This window comes from Thalassospira lohafexi (assembly GCF_002844275.1).
In the GTDB taxonomy this organism is placed as follows: Bacteria; Pseudomonadota; Alphaproteobacteria; order Rhodospirillales; family Thalassospiraceae; genus Thalassospira; species Thalassospira lohafexi.
Window position 1 is genome coordinate 424,214 of sequence record NZ_NXGX01000003.1, and the last position, 18,924, is coordinate 443,137.

Annotated in this window: 20 protein-coding genes and 1 tRNA gene; 8 read left to right on the forward strand and 13 right to left on the reverse strand. The window is 53.6% G+C overall.

Annotation, left to right across the window (positions count from 1 at the left end; genetic code table 11):
* Window positions 1–26: 26 nt before the first annotated feature.
* The 8 genes from COO92_RS08960 to COO92_RS08995 all read right to left on the reverse strand — a co-directional run bounded on the left by COO92_RS08960 (window position 27) and on the right by COO92_RS08995 (window position 7,803).
* Entirely contained in the window at window positions 27–1,019 is a 993-nt protein-coding gene (locus tag COO92_RS08960; RefSeq protein WP_240626381.1) for a glucosaminidase domain-containing protein, read from the reverse strand.
* Between the two features lie 460 nt (window positions 1,020–1,479).
* Window positions 1,480–2,049, reverse strand: a complete 570-nt coding sequence (locus COO92_RS08965) for a NifU family protein (RefSeq protein WP_022732890.1) — start codon at window positions 2,047–2,049, stop codon at window positions 1,480–1,482.
* A gap of 162 nt (window positions 2,050–2,211) precedes the next feature.
* Window positions 2,212–3,186: a DUF2333 family protein gene (locus tag COO92_RS08970; protein ID WP_022732889.1), complete on the reverse strand. Its 975-nt coding sequence runs from the start codon at window positions 3,184–3,186 to the stop codon at window positions 2,212–2,214.
* A 69-nt stretch (window positions 3,187–3,255) separates the two neighbouring features.
* Window positions 3,256–3,798 carry a L,D-transpeptidase family protein gene (locus tag COO92_RS08975; RefSeq protein WP_101301480.1) on the reverse strand — a complete coding sequence of 181 codons (543 nt, stop codon included), beginning with the start codon at window positions 3,796–3,798 and terminating at the stop codon, window positions 3,256–3,258.
* 336 nt (window positions 3,799–4,134) lie between these two features.
* Window positions 4,135–4,659 (reverse strand): inorganic diphosphatase, encoded by a 525-nt coding sequence (gene ppa / locus COO92_RS08980; RefSeq protein WP_101301482.1) that lies wholly within the window; start codon window positions 4,657–4,659, stop codon window positions 4,135–4,137.
* A gap of 169 nt (window positions 4,660–4,828) precedes the next feature.
* Window positions 4,829–5,659 carry a glycosyltransferase family 2 protein gene (locus tag COO92_RS08985; RefSeq protein ID WP_240626382.1) on the reverse strand — a complete coding sequence of 277 codons (831 nt, stop codon included), beginning with the start codon at window positions 5,657–5,659 and terminating at the stop codon, window positions 4,829–4,831.
* Between the two features lie 164 nt (window positions 5,660–5,823).
* Complete coding sequence (galE, locus tag COO92_RS08990) at window positions 5,824–6,810, reverse strand: UDP-glucose 4-epimerase GalE (protein ID WP_101301484.1); 987 nt, start codon at window positions 6,808–6,810, stop codon at window positions 5,824–5,826.
* Window positions 6,811–6,864: 54 nt separating this feature from the next.
* A complete protein-coding gene (locus COO92_RS08995; protein ID WP_101301486.1) occupies window positions 6,865–7,803 on the reverse strand; it encodes a LysR family transcriptional regulator in 939 nt (312 codons plus the stop codon).
* A gap of 245 nt (window positions 7,804–8,048) precedes the next feature.
* Between COO92_RS08995 and COO92_RS09000 the strand changes: the two genes are divergently transcribed.
* Entirely contained in the window at window positions 8,049–8,996 is a 948-nt protein-coding gene (locus tag COO92_RS09000) for a DMT family transporter (protein ID WP_101301487.1), read from the forward strand.
* Here COO92_RS09000 and COO92_RS09005 read toward each other — a convergent pair.
* On the reverse strand, window positions 8,993–9,355 hold the full coding sequence (locus COO92_RS09005) for an antibiotic biosynthesis monooxygenase family protein (RefSeq protein WP_101301488.1): 363 nt from the start codon (window positions 9,353–9,355) through the stop codon (window positions 8,993–8,995). The two genes, COO92_RS09000 and COO92_RS09005, sit on opposite strands and share 4 nt — an antisense overlap.
* The gene (locus tag COO92_RS09010) at window positions 9,352–9,693 is read right to left on the reverse strand and encodes an NIPSNAP family protein (RefSeq protein ID WP_101301490.1); all 342 of its coding nucleotides are present in this window, start codon (window positions 9,691–9,693) and stop codon (window positions 9,352–9,354) included. Before COO92_RS09010 ends, COO92_RS09005 begins: the two co-directional genes overlap by 4 nt.
* Window positions 9,694–9,871: 178 nt before the next feature.
* On the opposite strand from COO92_RS09010, the gene COO92_RS09015 reads away from it, so the two are divergent.
* Both COO92_RS09015 and COO92_RS09020 read left to right on the forward strand, forming a co-directional pair.
* Window positions 9,872–11,107 carry a metallochaperone AztD gene (locus COO92_RS09015; protein WP_206186383.1) on the forward strand — a complete coding sequence of 412 codons (1,236 nt, stop codon included), beginning with the start codon at window positions 9,872–9,874 and terminating at the stop codon, window positions 11,105–11,107.
* 122 nt (window positions 11,108–11,229) lie between these two features.
* Window positions 11,230–11,910, forward strand: coding sequence for an ArsR/SmtB family transcription factor (locus COO92_RS09020; RefSeq protein ID WP_101301492.1), 681 nt, complete (start codon window positions 11,230–11,232; stop codon window positions 11,908–11,910).
* A 3-nt stretch (window positions 11,911–11,913) separates the two neighbouring features.
* Here the strand turns inward: COO92_RS09020 and COO92_RS09025 are convergent, their stop codons facing one another.
* From COO92_RS09025 to hrcA, 3 genes are all read right to left on the reverse strand, one after another.
* Window positions 11,914–12,660, reverse strand: a complete 747-nt coding sequence (locus COO92_RS09025) for an NAD-dependent deacylase (protein ID WP_101301494.1) — start codon at window positions 12,658–12,660, stop codon at window positions 11,914–11,916.
* A 213-nt stretch (window positions 12,661–12,873) separates the two neighbouring features.
* Window positions 12,874–13,515 (reverse strand): nucleotide exchange factor GrpE, encoded by a 642-nt coding sequence (gene grpE / locus COO92_RS09030; RefSeq protein WP_022732875.1) that lies wholly within the window; start codon window positions 13,513–13,515, stop codon window positions 12,874–12,876.
* Between the two features lie 52 nt (window positions 13,516–13,567).
* Window positions 13,568–14,626 (reverse strand): heat-inducible transcriptional repressor HrcA, encoded by a 1,059-nt coding sequence (gene hrcA, locus COO92_RS09035; RefSeq protein WP_101301496.1) that lies wholly within the window; start codon window positions 14,624–14,626, stop codon window positions 13,568–13,570.
* A 289-nt stretch (window positions 14,627–14,915) separates the two neighbouring features.
* On the opposite strand from hrcA, the gene rph reads away from it, so the two are divergent.
* The 5 genes from rph (at window position 14,916) to COO92_RS09060 (ending at window position 18,798) form a co-directional block, all read left to right on the forward strand.
* Window positions 14,916–15,632, forward strand: coding sequence for a ribonuclease PH (gene rph, locus COO92_RS09040; RefSeq protein ID WP_101301498.1), 717 nt, complete (start codon window positions 14,916–14,918; stop codon window positions 15,630–15,632).
* Between the two features lie 183 nt (window positions 15,633–15,815).
* Entirely contained in the window at window positions 15,816–16,412 is a 597-nt protein-coding gene (rdgB, locus tag COO92_RS09045) for an RdgB/HAM1 family non-canonical purine NTP pyrophosphatase (protein ID WP_101301500.1), read from the forward strand.
* Between the two features lie 114 nt (window positions 16,413–16,526).
* On the forward strand, window positions 16,527–17,720 hold the full coding sequence (hemW, locus tag COO92_RS09050) for a radical SAM family heme chaperone HemW (protein ID WP_101301501.1): 1,194 nt from the start codon (window positions 16,527–16,529) through the stop codon (window positions 17,718–17,720).
* Between the two features lie 203 nt (window positions 17,721–17,923).
* Window positions 17,924–18,010: transfer RNA gene (locus tag COO92_RS09055), tRNA-Leu, on the forward strand.
* A gap of 176 nt (window positions 18,011–18,186) precedes the next feature.
* Window positions 18,187–18,798 (forward strand): ribonuclease D, encoded by a 612-nt coding sequence (locus COO92_RS09060; protein WP_101301503.1) that lies wholly within the window; start codon window positions 18,187–18,189, stop codon window positions 18,796–18,798.
* Window positions 18,799–18,924 lie beyond the last annotated feature (126 nt).

The window sequence follows — 18,924 nt, forward strand, 5'->3', positions numbered from 1 at the left end:
CTTTGTCATGGTGACAGCAGGTCTGATCAGTCTTCAAGAAATGCCAGAACCTTTGGCGGGGGTGGCACGTCATCTGCGGCAAACGCCAATCCGTCAAGGTCGGTCAGATCGTTGACCCGCATGATGGCATGCAGGCTATCGACATATTCTTCGCCGCGTTCGGAATATTTTGTCAGGGTGGATGCAAGGTCCCAGCCTGTGACCAACTGCCCGTCGGCGCGCAGCTCAGCGCGTTTTTCGCGCAGCACCTGATAGGCCGGATGCGAATTGATGTTGCGTGCATAGGCCCGCACACTGTCCATCAGGCTGGCAAAGGCCTTGATGACGTGGGTTTTGCCATCTTCGCGATCTTCGGGAACAATGCCTTCGTCATCGCCCCACGCCCATTGACCAAACAGGGCATTGCCCTTGCGCACGAAACGCGACGTGCCCCAACCGCTTTCCTCAGCCGACTGGGCGAGCATCAGGGAGGTCGGGATAATGTCGATGCGTTCAAGCAAGGCCGTGATGCCACCATCGGTCACGCGATAGCGTTTCATCAGTTGTTCGACCCATTGCTGATCATTGGCGTTGACCGGGATGCCGGAAATACCTTTGGCCTGAATGGCCATCAACCGTTCACGACGGACAATGATTTCCTCGTTCACGCGCATCGAGAGCGGCAGCATGATGCGGAGGAAAAGCTGTTTACGTTCATCGACCGATGCCAGTTCGCCAAGCCCTTTGGGAACGCGTTTGATGTAAACGCGCGGGACTTCGGTAACATTGGGCAGGCGATAGCCGATGCTTTTGAAGTACTGGCCCAGTGCGATGACTTCAGGACCCCGGCGATAGGCCGGTTTGGTTTTTTTGACAACAGCATCATCAATCACCTCCACAGAAGTTTCTGTGTCGGGGCTTGTTGGTACTGGCGAAATATCAATTCCGGCGAAAATGCCAATATAGAGTAAGCTGACCGCTCCGACGAGCGAAGCGAGCGCAATTTTACGGTAATTTCCAGTTTCTGCGCTAGTCATCATTCTATCTCCAGGGTCACTAGGGTCAGGACCTATTAATTAAATGCGTTCTGCATCATCCTGTTTATTTGTGGGTAGGAGCTTGTCCTTAGGAAACCGTATGGTTTTCAAGGACTAACGACGCCCTCCACAAATAAACAAGATGGTGCCCGAAGGGTTTGGACAAAAACATCCCCCCAGTCCCGATATCAGCTTGAAAAGGCGTAAAGCCTTTCCTGCTCTGATATCAAACCTGTTTGAACGTTTTTGTTCAAACAGAACGCAATGAATTAATAGGTCCTGACCCCTACACTGTCCGTCCCAAGTGGCCGTTATCTATGCCTGCCGACGGCGTTGATCGCAACGGACAATATTCCCAAGGTTGAGAAGTCCCCGCGATCCTTTACGTTCGGCGCGCAATAAGAACGCCCGGCGCACAGAAAAGTTTGCGCCGGGCGTAAGAATTTTTTAACGACTCGGAAAATTAGTCAGCCATGACGGGTTCAACAGCCTGAACTTCAGGCACGTAATAGCGCAGCATGTTTTCAATGCCCATTTTCAGGGTGGCGGTGCTGCTGGGGCAGCCGGCACATGCGCCGTGCATTTCAAGGTAAACAACACCGTCTTCGAACTTATGGAAGACAATGTCGCCGCCATCCTGTGCCACGGCCGGGCGGACACGGGTATCAAGCAGTTCCTTGATCTGGCTGACCAGCTCGTTGTCACCTTCGGCCGCGGTGCTGGCACCGGTTGCGGCATCCGAATTTTGATCAAGAACCGACTGACCAGAGGTGTAATGCTCCATGATCCCGCCGAGAACCTGGGGTTTCAGGGTCTGCCAGTCTTTGGAGTCGTCTTTGGTGATGGTGATGAAATCACCGCCCAGAAAGACACCGGCGATGCCATCAACTTCAAACAGCTTGCGCGCCAGCGGCGATTTTACAGCTTCGTCGCTTTTGACGAAGTTTGCTGTGCCCAGACGGCCCATAACCTCTTCGCCCGGCAAGAATTTGAGCGTCGCGGGGTTCGGGGTCGGTTCGGTTTGAATGAACATGGTTGCTTGTCCTCTCACTCTGATTGCCGGGGCGAATGCTCGCCCGCTCGGCAATCTGCGTTTCATATGGTTAGCCCTTAAATGGGGCAAAAAGGCGAAAAGATCAAGTCGCAGCGCGCGGGTCAGGTATTCGCAAGCTGCGATAGGGGGCCAAAATGACGACTAGCGCTGTAGGATGCTGCTGATTTCGCGTATCTGAGTGCGGGCCCTGAGCAGGTAAAAACCAAGTCCTGCCAGATGGTTGGGGAAAATGATGCCATCTGCTGATCCATTGACCACCACCAGCGGGTCAAGGGCGGCAGCGGCCTGAAGAGATCCAACCATTTCGGCCCATGCCGGGGCGACCTGGCGCTCATTGATGACCTGTTCGAAATCGGTGCCAAGATCGCGCAGGATCAGGCTATAGGCATAAAGGCGGCCCTTGGTGGCATAGAACACGTCATCAGCCGTACGATCAAAGACCGACGGAGCGTCAACCTTGTCGTCAATCACGGCCGATGCCGAACCAAGATCATTGGCAAACCGGTTCAGGGTTTCCTGCAGGTTATCGGCACGGCGTTCAAAAACCGCATTTCCGTTGATCAGGCGCTGATTATATTTATCGAGCGAACGGATGGCGTCGCGATACTGCTGTTCGGAGGTGACACCGGGCAGCAGCGATACACTGGGATCAAACACCCATTTGTCACCACGGAATTTCAACAGGCCCGCGGCATTATCAAGATCGGGATCGACCTGACTTGATCCACGTGTGCGGCCAATCTGATCAGACAGCTCGATCGAAAAGCGCGACAGGGCATAGATAATGCCGGTCTGGAAGTTTGGCATATTGTCAAGAGCCCCGCCGGGCAGGAAAAACGGATCATTTGCCGTCCAGCGGTTCTGATTAACTTCGCGGTCAATCAGCGCAGCTGCGGTGTTGACCGCATGGCTGCCACCTTGGTAATTGCCAGAAAAATCCGGATTATCATCGACGTTGTGGATCATTGCCATGCCTGCGGGATAATATACCGCGGCGACAAGAACGATTATGGCAAGGCCGCGCAGCCAGAATTTGCGCGATCCGAAAACACCTTTCAGACGCGATCCAAAACCTGCTATGCCACCTTTTTTATAGAGATAATCGTCTTCAATCATGACCTGTCCTGTAATTATATCCGGCCAATGAACCTAGGATGTCAGCGCTCAAACGGCAAGTGCATGATTTTACGGATTGATGGTGATGTATGTGTCATACGTTGCCAGACGCAGAACTGTTTCCAGATCAGGTTCTGACAAGGCGACGCAGCCTTCTGTGCCACTGTAACCGGGTTTGGCGACATGCATAAAGATTGCAGACCCTTTTCCGGGAACCGGCGGGTCATCATTATGGCCCAGCACAACCACGATGTTATAGACGTTATCGTCACGCCATAGCTTCTCATGGCTGGCATCGAACGGCAGGCGGACCGGGCAGTTATAGTCACGATGGGTTGGGTCGTCGCACCAGCCATCGGCAAAGGAAATTGTTGTTACCGGCAATTTGGTGCGCGGGCATGGCCTGTGATCCGCGCGATACATCACGTAGCGCAGCCGCCAGCGACCGGTCGGGGTTTTGCCATCGCCTTCGGTTTTATCCTTGGCCTCAATGACACCATTTACCCCCAGCGCGCAGCGAAAAGCATCATCACCCACGCGCAACATGCCATCCGACGAGACAGAAATCTCGACCGGCTGGGAAACAGAATGTGCGATGGCCTCGCTTTGCATTCGATCAGTTTCCTTGTGGCAATGGGCAATGTCGTCTTGGACAGCGTTTCAAATCGATGTTCATTAGCTGTCACAGGGACGGTGCAAAACAACAACGGTAGAAATGTGGCAAATCGAACGTTTCGCAAGTCCGTTCACAAATCATTGATACGATTAATTTTGCGGCCTGGCCTTGTCAGTCTAAAAAAAAGACCTGTCGATAGGGCGGGGAATGGCGTGTTTGTCTGTATTTTAGATATGGCAAGCCAGATCACATTTCGCCATAGGTGAAAAAAAACAACGCCCTGCCATGGGGCAGAGCGTTGCTGGAAGATCTATCGCTTGGCGTCAGACCAATTACTTGGCGAGACGGGTCACACCTTCTTCGATCAGGCTGGCGGCTTTTTCAGCGCCTTCCCAACCGGTGACTTTGACCCATTTGCCTTTTTCGAGGTCTTTGTAGCGCTCGAAAAAGTGCTGAATCTGGTCACGGAAAATCTGTGGCAGATCTTCATGCGATTTGATGTCGGTGTAATAGGGGTCGATCTTGTCATGGGGAACGCAGATCAGTTTTTCGTCCTGACCGGCTTCGTCTTCCATAATCAGAACACCGACCGGACGGGCCCGGATCACCGAACCAGCAACAACAGGCTCACGGAACATGACCATGGCATCAACCGGGTCACCGTCTTCACCAAGGGTGTTGGGGATGAAGCCGTAATTGACCGGGTAGTACATCGAGGTATGCAGAAAACGGTCAACGAATACCGCACCGGAATCCTTGTCGACTTCGTATTTGACCGGACCGCCCTGCGGAATTTCGATGACGACGTTGACGTCCCACGGAACATCTTTACCGACTGGAATCTTATTGAGATCCATCTGGGAAAATCCCTTTCGCTTTTATAAAGGCATGCCCCGAATGATCGGGACGACTGTTTTCGGCTTCGAAGGTGCGCAAATGCACCCGAAGGAGAATGATGCCGCCCTTTTATCGCGAAATGTTGCCAGTTCCAAGGGGGACCGGAATCATACTTTTGATCAGAACTTTTTAAGCTGTGGCTGAAAGGGGCATGAGACCACTTTTATTTGGAAGGAAGCGGTTCTTGTCTGTTTCAAGTTCTTTGAAATAATTGCCGTTATCGGCTTTGTTTGCATGGCGTTGGCCAATGGAGCGACCATGATAAAGATGAAGCACGGGGGAATCGAACTCAACATTTTTGCGCTTGATACCTGATCTTATCATCCGCAGCACAAAGTCAGAGTCCTCCAAGCCGTGGCCTTCAAATGCTTCGTCAAACCCACCGATTTTTAAGATGTCCTCACGGAAAGCGGCGATATTGCAACCTTGCGCCTTCTTCCAGCAATTTTCATGCGCCCAAAGACTTTTATTGCTTTGCGGCATGCGCATGAACTGAAATGGACGATTACAGTTTCCAGTCAAGCCGAGCATGAACAATGCTGCGCGGGGCCATTTGTGAAAGTTCAGTCGGTTCTTCATCGCAAATTTGGTAAAGCGTTGTTTCAGGAAAACGCGCTTACCAGTAACAAAACAACCAGCCTGTGCTGCTTTTCGATGCCTTGATACGAAGTCAGGCATCAAGCAACAATCGCCATCAGTGAAGACGATGATGTCCCCTTCAGCCATAGCAATTGCGCCATTTCGTACCCGAGATAGACGATAACCGATATCTTCCTGCCAGAAATGCTTGATCGAAACGGGTGAAATTTTCTGCATCCGGGCGATGGATTCTGCTGTGGCAGGGCCTGAACCATCATCTGCGACGATTACTTCGAAATTAGTGTCTTGCTGATCTATCAAAGACTGCAAAACCATCTCAAGCGCTTCGGGCCAGTTATAGGTCGAAACGATGACAGACACCTTATGCACGTATTTCCCCTTTTCTACGTGTGAAATATCGTCCTGAAAATCCGTTTCCAATCTTTCGACTAGAGAGTTTTTCTTGCTTATTGGTGGATCAACATGAAAGCTGAGAAGGACATGGTTAACCCGAAATCATTTTGGACGAAATAACCTATAAAACCTTAAGACATGGTTTTCATGTAAAAATTCCAAGAATGTTTAATGATGTCATGCGCTGAACCATATTTCGGTTGCCAGTCTAGCAGCACTTTTGCCTTCGCCGGATCTGCAACTAGTTTTGCGGGGTCACCTGGCCGGCGTGGCTTCAGAGACACTGGAAATTTTTGACCTGTAATGCTTTGGCAAAGCTCGATAATTTCTTTTACAGAGTAACCTTTTCCGGTGCCGATATTTATAATTTCAAAAGTTGTATTTTTTCGGGAAGTGAGATTCTGAACTGCCTTTACATGGGCGTCTGCAAGATCATCCACATGGATATAGTCACGTATACAGGTGCCATCAGGGGTGTTGTAATCACCGCCAAATATTTTCATTTCGCTGCGTAATCCAGCGGCAGCTTGCAGCGCCAAAGGAATGAGGTGGGTTTCCGGATCATGTCTTTCACCTGCGCGCCCTTTTGGGTCTGCACCTGCTGCGTTGAAATAGCGAAGGGCAATTGCCTTAAAGCCATATATTGCGAAATAGTCAGCAAGCATGGTTTCGACCATTGCCTTGGAGCGTCCATAAGGGTTTTCAGGACGTACCGGTAGGCGTTCATCAAGCAGATCAAGGCCGGCATTGCCATAAACCGCAGCAGTAGAAGAGAAAACGATGTGCAGGCAATCATGACGGCGCATTGCATCAAGCAGGTTCAGGGAGCCTGCAACGTTCACGTTATAAAACTTTGATGGTTCATGCATTGAGAGGCCAGCTTCAATCAAGGCCGCCATGTGAATGACGGCGGTTGGCTGAAACTCACTGAATGTGCGGTCCAATTTCTCGCTGTCGCGAATGTCTGCCTGAATAAAGGGTATATCGGGTGCAATTGCATCGCGGTGGCCATTTGACAAATTGTCAAAGACAACAGGACAATAACCGCTTTCGCGGAGTTTGAGACAAATATGTGAGCCGATATATCCGGCCCCGCCTGTTACCAAAATATTCTGCATGAATAATAAGTACTAAATTCCGTTAATGTGGCGGCAAGATCGTCGACAAATCAATTACAAAACCTTGCGCCGCGCAAGCGAAGCAGTTTTTGGATTGATCAGTTCGCGGATCCAGTTGGCGGCTTCGATGACGACCGGGTCTTTTTGTCGGGCCGGGCGGATCAGCAGGCGGTACCACCAGTGCGAAATGAAATCGGGGAAATTCAGTGCGACCAGCTCACCGCGTTCGACATAGTTGCGCGCAACGACATCGGTGCTGGCAACGATGCCCTGTCCGGCCCGGGCGGCTTCCAGCGCCCAGATATGGTGGCTGAAGGTCCAGCAATCACTGAGCGCGAAGCTGGCATCCTTGAACCATTGTTCGATCTGGGAAAACTGTTCGCTGTCGCTGTCGATCAGCAAAATGTCGCGCGGACTGAGCTGCCCGACGTCAATTTTGCAGGCATCAAGCCCGCGTTTTTCCAGCCATTCCGGGGCGGCAAAGGCAGTATAAACTTCGGGTGTCAAAAGTTCAGTGATCCAGTTTTCCGGACCCGGCAGGTCTTTGGGGGCGATTTGCAGGGCCAGATCAATCTCAAGCGGATCAAGGTCGTCATCAAATTCAATCTTGCGAAACTGCACTGGAATATCGGCGGGTAGACGACCGCGCAGATTGTCAAGTTCGTACAGCAAAACCGTCAAGGCCGGGGTGGCTAGCGCGCCAATGCGGATGGCCTTGCCTTTGTCGGGACCGACTTCGCCAGTGATATCAGCAATGCCGTCCAGCGCCTCGGTCAGGCGGGGTAAAAGAAGCTCTGCGGATTTCGTTGGGCTAAGGCCACGGCCCTTGCGGGTAAACAGCACCACGCCAAGGTTTTCTTCCAACTGACGCAGCTGATGGCTGATCGCACTTTGCGTGACATGCAATTCCTCAGCCGCCCCCTTGACACTTTGGTGGCGGGCGGTGGCTTCAAAGGCGACAAGTGCGCGGAGCGGTGGCAATTTGCGACGCATGGGGCATATCCGTCAGGGCTGATTTTTGCAGGGCTTTACTGTCTATCAGGATCGCTCACGAAGTGGGGCAAAAAAATCTCAGCAATGGCTGAAAACTCCTCATTCGTATTTTGTGAAGTTTGCAGGCAGGATCATGGTCATAAGGGTTTCCGGCCTGCTTTATAAAGATGTCTCCTTGCGCCACCACGCAGCAGTCTCCCCGGGCTGCCGGAAACCCCCATTATCATTTTCACTCAGGAACGATCATGACCGAGACGCTGTTGCGCCTTAGCGGAAATGTCCGCGGTGTTTTGTGGATGACTGCGGCGATGGCATCGGGCGTTTGTGTCGATGTCTGTGCCAAGCTGGTATCGCATGATGTGCCGACCGCGCAGATTCTTGCGATGCGGGCGCTTACCACGGTTCCGGTTTTTCTGATCATTGTGATGTTTCTGGGTACCCGTCTGGTGCGCACCAAACGCCCCATGGCGCATGTTGCGCGTGGGTTGTTGTGGTATGGATCGTTGTTTTTCGTGTTCTTTGCCCTGCGGCAAATGAGCATTGCCGAGGTCAATGCCTATTTGTTTATCGAGGCCCTTCTGACCGTGCTGCTGGCGGTGGTGATTCTAGGCGAAAAGCTGACGGCGCGTAAACTGATCGCGACCCTACTTGGACTGGTCGGGGTGTGGGTGATGTGCGCGCCACGTATGGACGGCTTTGGCGTGCCACTTGGTGTCGGCGCGGCACTGATCGGGGCGTTTTGTTTTTCCGCCCAGACCTTATTTGCCAAGGTGCTGACTCGCACGGAAACCAATTTTTCAATGCTGTTCTGGCCGCAAATCATTGCGGTGATGATCTGGGTACCGATTGCCATGGTCACCTGGCATCCGGCGTCTTTGGCCGACTGGCTGTATTCATCGGGTGCCGGGTTCTTTGCCATGATGACCAATTACATGGTGTTGCGTGCGGTGCGTGTGGCCGATGCCAGCGTGGTGTCGCCTGCAGCCTATACCGCGTTGCCGTTTTCGGTGGCCATGGATTTGATCTTTTTTGACATGCTGCCGATGCCGGTCATTTTCATCGGGGCGGGGATTGTCGTGCTGGCGGTGATGTTGCTTGATTACAAGGGCGGCGCGGCCCCGGTTGAGGTTGATGAGGCCGCCAGTATCGGGGAGGATAATCCGTCCCCGAAACCGGTCAGTGTCAAAACCTAAGGCTTATTACCTGCCATGTCGTGATGAGCGTGTGAATCATCGGGTGCCTGATCGCGTGGTGTCATGCCGTAATCACGGATTACCCCGGCCACCCGAAGGCGGTAATCGGCAAAGACACGGTTGCGGCCCTCATGCTGGGCCGCCCGGTGTTCGGCAACATTGCGCCATGCCTTGACTGCATCCTCATCGCGCCAGAACGACAGGGATAAAACCTTGCCCGGTGTGGTGAGAGAGCTGAACCGTTCGATCGAGATAAAGCCATCCATGTCTTGCAAAATCGGAAGCAACTCGCCAGCGATGGCGAGATATTCGTCGTAATGCGCCTTATGCGGGGTGACTTCGAAAATCACGGCGATCATGGCTTGATAAGCTCCGTCTGCGGGCCAGCATGGGGTGTAGAGGCAATTTTCAGAAACTGGCGTTCTTCGCGCAGGATGAATTTTTCGCGCTGGGCGAATTGATAGTTTTCCTGACCTAACGGATCGGCGGCTAGTTTTGCGCGATAGGCCTCATAGGATGCCAGATCGGGCAAATGATAGATACCATAGGCGGTCGAAACCGATCCTTCATGTGGTGCGAAATAGCCAACAAGGTCTGCCCCGCATCGCGGGATAGCCTGCCCCCAATTGCGGGCATATTCGATGAAGGCGTTCTTTTTATAAGGATCGATTTCGTAGCGGATAAAGCAGGTGATCATGGGGGAGTACCTTTGGTTTGCGGGTGGTGAAGCAGGGCATGTGTACCTTGCTTGGAAAGGCATAGCGCACCCAGCCTGAGTGATGTTTCGATGCAGATCGAACTATCGATATGGACAGGCCGGACAAAGGATTGTATTAAATGTTATGTTATAACGTTACATTAAATAGGGGCATCTTTTGTTCAAAAATATTGCGCGCGCCGCCATGGTGAGCGGTGTGGTTATGATGCCGGTTTTCGGGATATCAGTCGCACAGGCTGCCGATGAAACACGGCAAGCATGGCGTCTTTTTGTTACTAACCAGCAAGAGGGCGGTGTTACCGTTGTTGATCTGGAGAAAAAGGCGGTTATCGACCGGTTTGATACAGCTGGCTATGTGACCCATCTGGTGCCAAGCGAGAGTGGAAAGACTCTGGCGGCAGTTCAAATGGATCATGATGCCGTGGCGGTGATCGATAGCGGGATTGAGGTTTTCTCCCACGGGGATCATGCTGATATCGACATTAAGGATGTGACGTTGCTGCCGGTTGGCATAAATGGCAAACGCCCGGTTCATGCGGTTCCCCATGATGGCGCGTTCTATATGTTTTTTGACGGAGAGGGTGTTGCAAAGGTCTTTGATGAAAAGGACCTTCTTGCGGGGAGCTCTGCTCATGGTGACGTGAAAGCGACCGCACCTCATCATGGTGTGGTGGTGCCGATGGGCGATTATTATCTTATTTCCGAACCTAATCTTGCCGTTGAAACCAAGCCGGGCAGCTTGCCGCCGCGTTTGGGGCTTAAGGTTGTCGACCCGGCGGGCAAACAGGTTGGCGATATTCACACCTGCACGGGGCTTCACGGCGAAGCCTACTCGGCCGGTATTGTCGCGTTTGGCTGTAAAGAAGGGGTGATTACTGCCCAGCTGAGCGGCAACGATGCGCCAGCGATCAAGATGCTGTCTTATGGCGACGATATGCCAAACGGACGTGTGGGCCATTTGGCCGGTGGCAAAGCCATGCAATTCTTCCTTGGTGATTATGGTGCGGACAAGCTGGTGGTGATTGAGCCAACCGAAGATGCCCCCTTCCGGCTGGTTGACTTGCCGGTGCGCTATGTTCATTTCGCGCTTGATCCGGCACAGGTGACGATTGCCTATGTCTTTACCGAAGACGGGTATCTGCATGCGGTTGATGTTCTTGATGGCAAGATTGTCCGTTCGCAACAGATTACCAAGCCCTATAGCAAGGACGGGCATTGGCGCGACCCGCGGCCCCGCATTGCGGTTGCCGGTGATGTGATTGCCGTGACTGATCCGCGCGAACATCTGGTGCGGCTTGTCGATGCCAAAAGTTTTGCCGATAAGGGCGAGATCACGGTTGAGGGGCTGCCGTTCAACATCGTTGCGGTTGGCGGGTCCGGGCTGTCGCACTAAGGCCGCTATCCCTTCGATGCATCAAAATGCAATGAAGCGGGCAGATATCGGTTCTGCCCGCTTTTTCACATCACACCTTTGGCTTTGTTGCCCGACATTCATCATTCGATTATCATCGAACTATGAAAGAAGGACCCGATATTGCCCGCGTGGCCGCATTGCTTGGCGATCCGGCACGCGCAAATATGCTGACAGCCTTAATGGGCGGCAAAGCATTAACCGCAACCGAATTGGCACAGGAAGCCGGGGTGACGCCGCAAACCGCAAGTTCGCATCTGGCGAAACTTGAAGCCGGACAGATTGTGATCCCGCGCAAGCAGGGTCGGCATCGCTATTTCACGCTGTCTGGTCCCGATATTGTCGAGGCGCTTGAAGTCATGATGGGGATTGCCAATCGGGTCGGGCATAACCGGGTGCGTACCGGCCCCAAAGACCCCGAATTGCGTCGCGCACGGGTGTGTTACGACCATTTGGCGGGGGATATGGGGGTAGCGCTGTTTGACGGTTTGTCAAAACGCAAGCTTATCAAGACCGATTTGAATGGAGTGGCTCTGACCGATGCCGGTGTGGATTTTGCCAACGGGTTTGGCATCGATCTGGCGGCGTTGCGCCAAAATCGCCGTCCGTTATGCCGTGAATGTCTGGACTGGAGTGCCCGGCAATCGCATCTGGCTGGGTCGTTCGGGGCGGCGTTGCTGGATCGGTTTTATGATTTGGGTTGGGCGCGGCGTATGAGCGAGTCGCGGATTGTCCGGTTCAGTGCCGAAGGGGAGCAAAAATTTCGCGAACTGGTCGGAGACTAAAGGTCAGCCTTTTAAAAGCGCATCGACAAAAGCGGGGACCAGTTCCGTTGCCGGGCCATAGGTGCTGTGGTCAAACAGGGTGGCACCCGTGCTGGGTTCAAGATTGAGCTCCACCGTTTCGGCCCCGGCTTCTTCATGGGCAACTTGAACAAATCCGGCTGCCGGATAGACATTGCCCGATGTGCCAATCGACATGAACAATCCGCAATCACCCAAGGCGGCATAGATGCGGTCCATCTCAAGCGGCATTTCGCCAAACCAGACGACATGTGGACGCAGACCACCAGCTTTGCCACACGCCGGGCAGGCGGTTTCCTTGGCGAGGTCGTCTGCCCATGCGGTCAGAAGATCACAGTGATTACAGCGGATTTTAAGCAGTTCGCCGTGCATATGGATCAGGTTTTTTGATCCGGCCCGGCCATGCAGATCATCAATGTTCTGGGTCACCAGCAAAACATCACCGGGCCATTCGGTTTCAAGCCGGGCAAGTGCATGATGGGCGGCGTTGGGCTGGATATTCGAATCCAGAAGAGCTGCGCGCCGGTCATTGTAAAAATGATGGACCAGATCGGGATTATTGACGAAGGCGTCGGGGGTGGCGACGTCAGAAATATCATATTTCGCCCAGATACCATCGGGATCGCGGAATGTATGCAACCCGCTTTCCTTTGAAATGCCAGCCCCGGTCAGAATGACAATCGGGGCGGCTTCATCGCGCAGGATGTCAATCAGGTCGGGACGAAGTGGCATGGGGAGGTGTCCTGTCGGGTTGGCAATCAATGTTTTTCGCGGGCATGACGACTGTAGAGGGATTCAGAGTAACCGTCTTGAGAGAGTACGTCATTCCCGCGAAAGGTGGGAATCTCTGTGCGTCTGGACTCAAAACGGCCCCGCCAAGTATGTCTGGCAGGGCCGTTGATAAACCCGATCCGCTAAAACCGGTTTATTTTGGTGCTGTCGTGCTTAGGCCGAGGTATCGACATTCCCGCCCGGAGTGTCGTCCTTGGGCGCTTGCTCAGCAGGCGGGTTTTTGGTCACACCGACCATGGCAGGGCGCAGCAAGCGGCCTTTGAGCATATAACCGGCCTGCATCACCTGTGCGACATGCCCGTCCGGATAGTCCGGGTTCGGCATTTCAAACACGGCCTGATGCTTGTTCGGGTCGAGCTTTTCACCAAGCGGCTCAAGCTTTTCAACGCCATTCTTTTCAAGCGCCTTAAGAAGCGTCTGTTCGGTCATTTCAACGCCTTCAAACAGCGTTTTCATCGCCGGATCGGCATTGGAGGTGTCGCCAGCAGCATCAAGGGCGCGGCGCAAGTTATCCCCAACGTCAAGAAGCTCACGGGCAAATTTGGTAATTGCGTAGTTGCCAGCGTCCTCGACATCCTTTTTGGCGCGGCGGCGGGTGTTTTCCACCTCGGCGGCCTGGCGCAACAGACGGTCTTTCAGTTCTGCAACTTCGGCTTCAAGGGCGGTGATCGGATCTTCGATCACGACATCTTCGTGCTCAGCCGCGTTCGCCTCTGCTGCGATATCTTCGGCTGCGGCCTGCTCTGCATTTACATCGTGCAGATCGTCCGGGGTGTTTTTTGCGGTTTCCGACATGGCTAACCTATGTACTTTCACGTTTATGCGGCCTGACACGCAGCGCCGCGATTTATCCAATCAGTCGACCGACCAGTTTGGCGGTGTAATCGACCAGCGGAATGATCCGGGCATAATTGATCCGGGTTGGTCCGACAACCCCGATTGCGCCCACAATGCTGCCTTCGGCGTTTTGATAGGGCGAAATCACCATCGAAAGGCCCGATCCACCGAATAATTTGTTTTCCGACCCGATGAAAATCTGAACACCCTGGGCGTCCGTCGTCACATCGAGCAGTTCGATCATCTGATCGCGGGCCTCAAGCACGTTAAACAGGCGGCGCACGGATTCAAGCTGTTCAATCGTATCGATATTTTCCAACAGCTGGGATTGACCCTTAACAATCAGGGACGATCCCTTGATCCCGCCAGCCCATGTTGCAAGGCCTGCATCAATCAATCCGGCTGAAAGGTCGTCAAGCTCCTGGCGCAACTGATCACGTTCCTGGGTGATCAACAGGCGCGCATCGTCAAGAGTCTTTCCAGCCAACCGGCTATTTAGATAATTCGCGGCTTCTGTCAATGCCGAACCGGGCAAATCTGTTGGAACATCAAGGATTCGATTTTCAACGTTGCCGTTCTGCGACACCAGGACAGCAAGAACCTTGCCCGGTGAAAGCCCAACAAATTCAATTTGTTTGAGCCGCAATCCATCGGTTTTTGGGGCGACAACAAGCCCGGCACAGCGCGACAGCCCCGATAACATGGTGGTGGCTTCGCCCAGCATCTGATCAAGCGAATATCCCGCCTGTTCGCAATTTTTGGTCAGTTGATCGCGTTCGGCATTGGGAAGGTCACCGACCTCCATCAGTGCATTCACAAACAGACGCAGGCCCTTTTCACTGGGCAACCGTCCGGCCGAGACATGCGGGGCCACCAGCAATCCCATGTCTTCAAGGTCGGACATCACATTGCGAATGGTCGCCGCCGACAGGTTTTCAGACATCCGGCGTGCAATCGAACGTGACCCGATGGGTTCGCCGGTTGCGACGTAGGCATCAACGATCTGGCGGAACACTTCGCGTGTCCGCACGTTCATATCGCCAAGTAGAGTGTCGTCGAAATGCGCCATTTTCTGTGTGTGACCATAGTTTGCGCAAGATTGCGTCAAAAGGTGATACGAATTTAGTCAGCCCAAGTCCAACCGTCAATCGCACCGGATTTGCAGTGAGAAGCGCAAGGGTACCATCAATCAAGTACTTAGTTTCAAAACCCGTCAAAGCGCAATGCGAATCGCGCCAATTATCACGGGGAAACTGCTGGACCTTTGGCGGGTGTCATCTTACTTTGGGCGAAATTTCAGATTATTCGCGTTGGTCGCCAAGGCCAGTGCCGTACAGACAAACAAGAGGTTCCCACTCATGCGCCCATCCGGCCGTACCCAAGATCAGCTTCGCGACGTTTCGATTGAAACCGGCATTTCTAAATATGCCGAAGGGTCATGCATGATCAAATTTGGCGATACCCATGTCATTTGTACGGCAACGGTCGAGGATAAGGTACCGGGCTGGATGCGCAATTCCGGCAAGGGCTGGATTACCGCAGAATACGGTATGCTGCCACGTGCGACGGACTCGCGCATGAACCGCGAAGCCGCGCGCGGTGGTCAGTCGGGCCGGACTCAGGAAATTCAACGTTTGATCGGGCGTTCGATCCGGGCCGTGACCGATATGAAGGCCATGGGCGAAATGCAGATGCGCCTTGATTGTGATGTCATTCAGGCCGATGGCGGCACGCGCACCGCATCAATCACCGGTGCCTATGTTGCCGCCCATCTGGCATTTCAGGGTGTGCGTCGCCTTGGCCTGCTTAAGGAAATCCCACTGACCCAGCCGGTTGCAGCCATTTCGTGCGGTATTTATAACGGCAATGCGGTTCTTGATCTTGATTACGCAGAAGACAGCAATGCCGGGGCCGATGCCAACTTTGTTTTGGCTGGCAATGGCGGCATTGTTGAGGTGCAGGCAACAGCAGAAGACGTGCCGTTTGATCGTGCAGCGTATGATCAGATGTTCGCGCTGGCCGAAAAAGGCTGCAAAGAGCTGTTTGCGAAACAGCGCGAGGCGCTTGGCCTTTAAGGTTGCTGATCTTCGTCTCATGCTGGCCTGCAAATGGCGGGTCGCTGCGCTTCCGATGCTCACGTACTTAAGTACGCTGCGCGTCGGTTCTCGCGACCAACCATTTTCGACTCAGCATAAAACGAATCTCAACAACCTTATTTTGCTTTAACCCCATTTTGAAAATCGCTTTCAGGCAAGAACATGGCCCGTCGCTTTACGGAAAAAAAACTGGTTATCGCCAGTCACAACAAAGGCAAAATCAAGGAAATCGGTGACCTTCTCGCACCCTTTGGGATTGAAGTGTTTTCCGCCGGTGACCTTGATCTTCCCGAACCCGAAGAAACCGAAAAGACCTTTATTGGCAATGCGCAGCTAAAATCGACTGCGGCGGCCAAGGGGGCGAACCTTCCGGCATTGGCCGATGACAGCGGGCTTGCGGTATCGGCTCTTGATGGGGCGCCCGGTATTTATTCGGCGCGCTGGGCCGGGCCGGACAAGGATTTTGATATGGCGATGGAAAAGGTCCAGAACGGGATCGGCAGCCATCCGGATCGCCGGGCATCGTTTATCTGTGCGCTGTCACTGGCGTGGCCTGATGGGCATGTTGAGAATTTCGAAGGGCGGCTTGAAGGCGACATCGTTTGGCCCAAGCGCGGCCGTCATGGATTTGGCTATGACCCGATTTTCCAGCCCAAGGGATATGATCAAACCTTTGGCGAAATAGAGCCAGCCATAAAGCATGAAATGAGCCACCGGGCCGATGCGTTCGCGCAATTGGTTGCGGCCTGCTTTAAATAAGTCTCTGGGCAGATTATCGCCCTGCATCGAACATATGCACGCATCGCTGATGTCATGATCGGCGGTGCGTGTTAGTTTATCGGCCAACATTCCCGTATTTGAAAAGAATTTCGCGTGTCCGCAACCTCCGCTGAAACCGTGCCGTTTGGCATTTATATCCACTGGCCGTTTTGTCTGTCGAAATGCCCCTATTGCGATTTCAACAGCCATGTTGCCAACAGTGTCGATCATGTGCGCTGGCGCAAGGCATTGCGCGCCGAACTGGCGGCGGGTGCAGCGCGCCATCCGGGCCGGACGGTGGGATCGGTGTTTTTTGGCGGGGGCACGCCGTCGCTGATGGATCCGGAAACCGCGGGTGCCTTGATCGATGACATCAAGACGTTCTGGAACGTGACTGATGATATTGAAATCACGTTGGAAGCCAATCCGGGGACGGTTGAAATCGACCGGTTTTCGGCCTTTGCCGCCAATGGCATTAACCGGGTGTCGATTGGCATTCAGGCGCTCAATGACCGTGACCTCAAATTCCTTGGGCGGTTGCACAGTGCTGAGGAAGCCATGCGCGCGCTGGATGTTGCGACATCGGTGTTTGACCGGTTTTCGTTTGATCTGATCTATGCCCGCCCGGAACATGACCCCAAGGCGTGGCGCAAGGAACTTCGCGAAGGGCTTGCGATTGCCAATGGGCATATCTCGCTCTATCAGCTGACCATCGAGCCGGGCACACAGTTTTACACCCTGCATCAGCGCGGTGAGTTGGTCGTCCCCGACGAAGACCTTGCGACCGAGCTTTATGAGATTACGCAGGAAGAAACGCAGGCGGCTGGTTATGGCTGTTATGAAGTGTCAAACCACGCCAAACCGGGGCAGGAAAGCCGCCATAATCTGGTGTATTGGCGCTATGGCGATTATCTTGGTATCGGTCCCGGCGCGCATGGCCGCGAAGCGATCATTCAGCCAGATGGCAGCACAGTCCCGACGGCGGTCCGCCGCCACCGGGCGCCCGATATCTGGCTGGACCGCGTGGAAAAGGCCGGGAACGGCACACAGGAAGAAACCGTGCTTGAGGCCGATGAACGCCTGCTTGAGATGGTGATGATGGGCTTGCGGCTTAATGAAACCATTCCAACAGCCCGGTTTGAGCGGATCATTGGCAAAGGCCCGCGCGATGTTTTGGATAATGCGCGGCTTGAAACCCTGATCGGATCGGGGGATTTGATTTGTGATTCGGCCGGGCTTCGCACCACCGATCAGGGTCGGAACCGTTTGAACGGTGTATTGGGCTACTTATTCGACCCTGTAGCGTGATGTAAGCGACGGCATTAAAATGCCCGAAACCCTATGAAAACCGTGATGTTTCCGATATGGAACAGGCATCAGCCGCGTGTTGTGGAAACTTGCGGGGTTTAGTTTCATCAAACCATCAAAAAGGTGGTTGACACTTCAAGCTGACCGCGTATATTCCGCCCCGTTCCAGCGCATAGCGTCGGAACAAAACCACAAGCCCCTATGCCCAGGTGGCGGAATTGGTAGACGCGCTGGCTTCAGGTGCCAGTGGCCGCAAGGTCGTGGAAGTTCGAGTCTTCTCCTGGGCACCATACCCCAGCACATTGATGATGTGCTGGGGTATTGTCGTTTTGGGACGGAATACCATTCTTGGGTGTGCAAAGCGAAGCAAATGCACGAAAAACCCCACAAATGGCACGACTTTTGCGTCGCGACGCGCAGTTTGCTGTGTTAAGAACAGGAAAATCATGACATTTGGAGCACCGCGATGACCAATTTCCTCCATCTCGGAGATCTGCCCGATGACCTTGACCTTGGTAAGGTTGTGGCAATCGACAGTGAGACCATGGGCCTTAATCCGCACCGCGACCGTTTATGTGTCGTGCAATTGTCGAGCGGCGATGGCGATGCCCATCTGGTCAAGTTTGATGGGGAAGATTACAGCGCGCCGAACCTTAAGAAATTGCTGGCTGATCCCAGTGTTCTCAAGCTCTTTCATTTCGGGCGTTTTGACATTGCGGTGATGGACAAATACCTCGGTGTGCGCTGCGCGCCGGTTTATTGCACCAAAATCGCCTCCAAGCTGATCCGCACCTATACCGACCGTCATGGTCTGAAAGACTTGCTGCGCGAGCTGGTCGGGGTCGAGATTTCCAAGCAGCAGCAAAGTTCCGATTGGGGGGCGCCTGAGCTCTCCAAGGATCAGATTGATTACGCCGCATCGGATGTTTTGTATCTGCATAAAGCCAAGGAAGAGCTGGATCGGCGTTTGGCCCGCGAAGGGCGCACCGAACTGGCGCAGGCGTGTTTTGACTTCCTGCCAACGCGCGCGACACTGGATCTTTCGGGCTGGGACGAAACTGATATCTTTGCCCACTAGTTTTCTGGCCGTCTGCAGATATTTGCATATCGGTTAACCGCCTGTGAATGTCGGCTGTGCTAGGCAATTGACCCCCGCACCGGGCAGGTTCATAGTTTTGGCAAAATGGCCGTGCATGTTGGTCAA

Bases quoted from the DNA above. Each gene is read 5' to 3' on its own strand.
- COO92_RS09005 (WP_101301488.1), bottom strand. From the start codon at position 9,355: ATGATCGCCGTGATTTTCGAAGTCACCCCGCATAAGGCGCATTACGAC.
- COO92_RS09010 (WP_101301490.1), bottom strand. From the start codon at position 9,693: ATGATCACCTGCTTTATCCGCTACGAAATCGATCCTTATAAAAAGAAC.
- rph (WP_101301498.1), top strand. From the start codon at position 14,916: ATGCGCCCATCCGGCCGTACCCAAGATCAGCTTCGCGACGTTTCGATT.
- grpE (WP_022732875.1), bottom strand. From the start codon at position 13,515: ATGTCGGAAACCGCAAAAAACACCCCGGACGATCTGCACGATGTAAAT.
- COO92_RS09000 (WP_101301487.1), top strand. From the start codon at position 8,049: ATGACCGAGACGCTGTTGCGCCTTAGCGGAAATGTCCGCGGTGTTTTG.
- rdgB (WP_101301500.1), top strand. From the start codon at position 15,816: ATGGCCCGTCGCTTTACGGAAAAAAAACTGGTTATCGCCAGTCACAAC.
- COO92_RS09025 (WP_101301494.1), bottom strand. From the start codon at position 12,660: ATGCCACTTCGTCCCGACCTGATTGACATCCTGCGCGATGAAGCCGCC.
- COO92_RS09060 (WP_101301503.1), top strand. From the start codon at position 18,187: ATGACCAATTTCCTCCATCTCGGAGATCTGCCCGATGACCTTGACCTT.
- galE (WP_101301484.1), bottom strand. From the start codon at position 6,810: ATGCAGAATATTTTGGTAACAGGCGGGGCCGGATATATCGGCTCACAT.
- ppa (WP_101301482.1), bottom strand. From the start codon at position 4,659: ATGGATCTCAATAAGATTCCAGTCGGTAAAGATGTTCCGTGGGACGTC.
- COO92_RS08960 (WP_240626381.1), bottom strand. From the start codon at position 1,019: ATGATGACTAGCGCAGAAACTGGAAATTACCGTAAAATTGCGCTCGCT.
- COO92_RS08965 (WP_022732890.1), bottom strand. From the start codon at position 2,049: ATGTTCATTCAAACCGAACCGACCCCGAACCCCGCGACGCTCAAATTC.
- COO92_RS09020 (WP_101301492.1), top strand. From the start codon at position 11,230: ATGAAAGAAGGACCCGATATTGCCCGCGTGGCCGCATTGCTTGGCGAT.
- COO92_RS08975 (WP_101301480.1), bottom strand. From the start codon at position 3,798: ATGCAAAGCGAGGCCATCGCACATTCTGTTTCCCAGCCGGTCGAGATT.
- hrcA (WP_101301496.1), bottom strand. From the start codon at position 14,626: ATGGCGCATTTCGACGACACTCTACTTGGCGATATGAACGTGCGGACA.
- COO92_RS08995 (WP_101301486.1), bottom strand. From the start codon at position 7,803: ATGCGTCGCAAATTGCCACCGCTCCGCGCACTTGTCGCCTTTGAAGCC.
- COO92_RS08970 (WP_022732889.1), bottom strand. From the start codon at position 3,186: ATGATTGAAGACGATTATCTCTATAAAAAAGGTGGCATAGCAGGTTTT.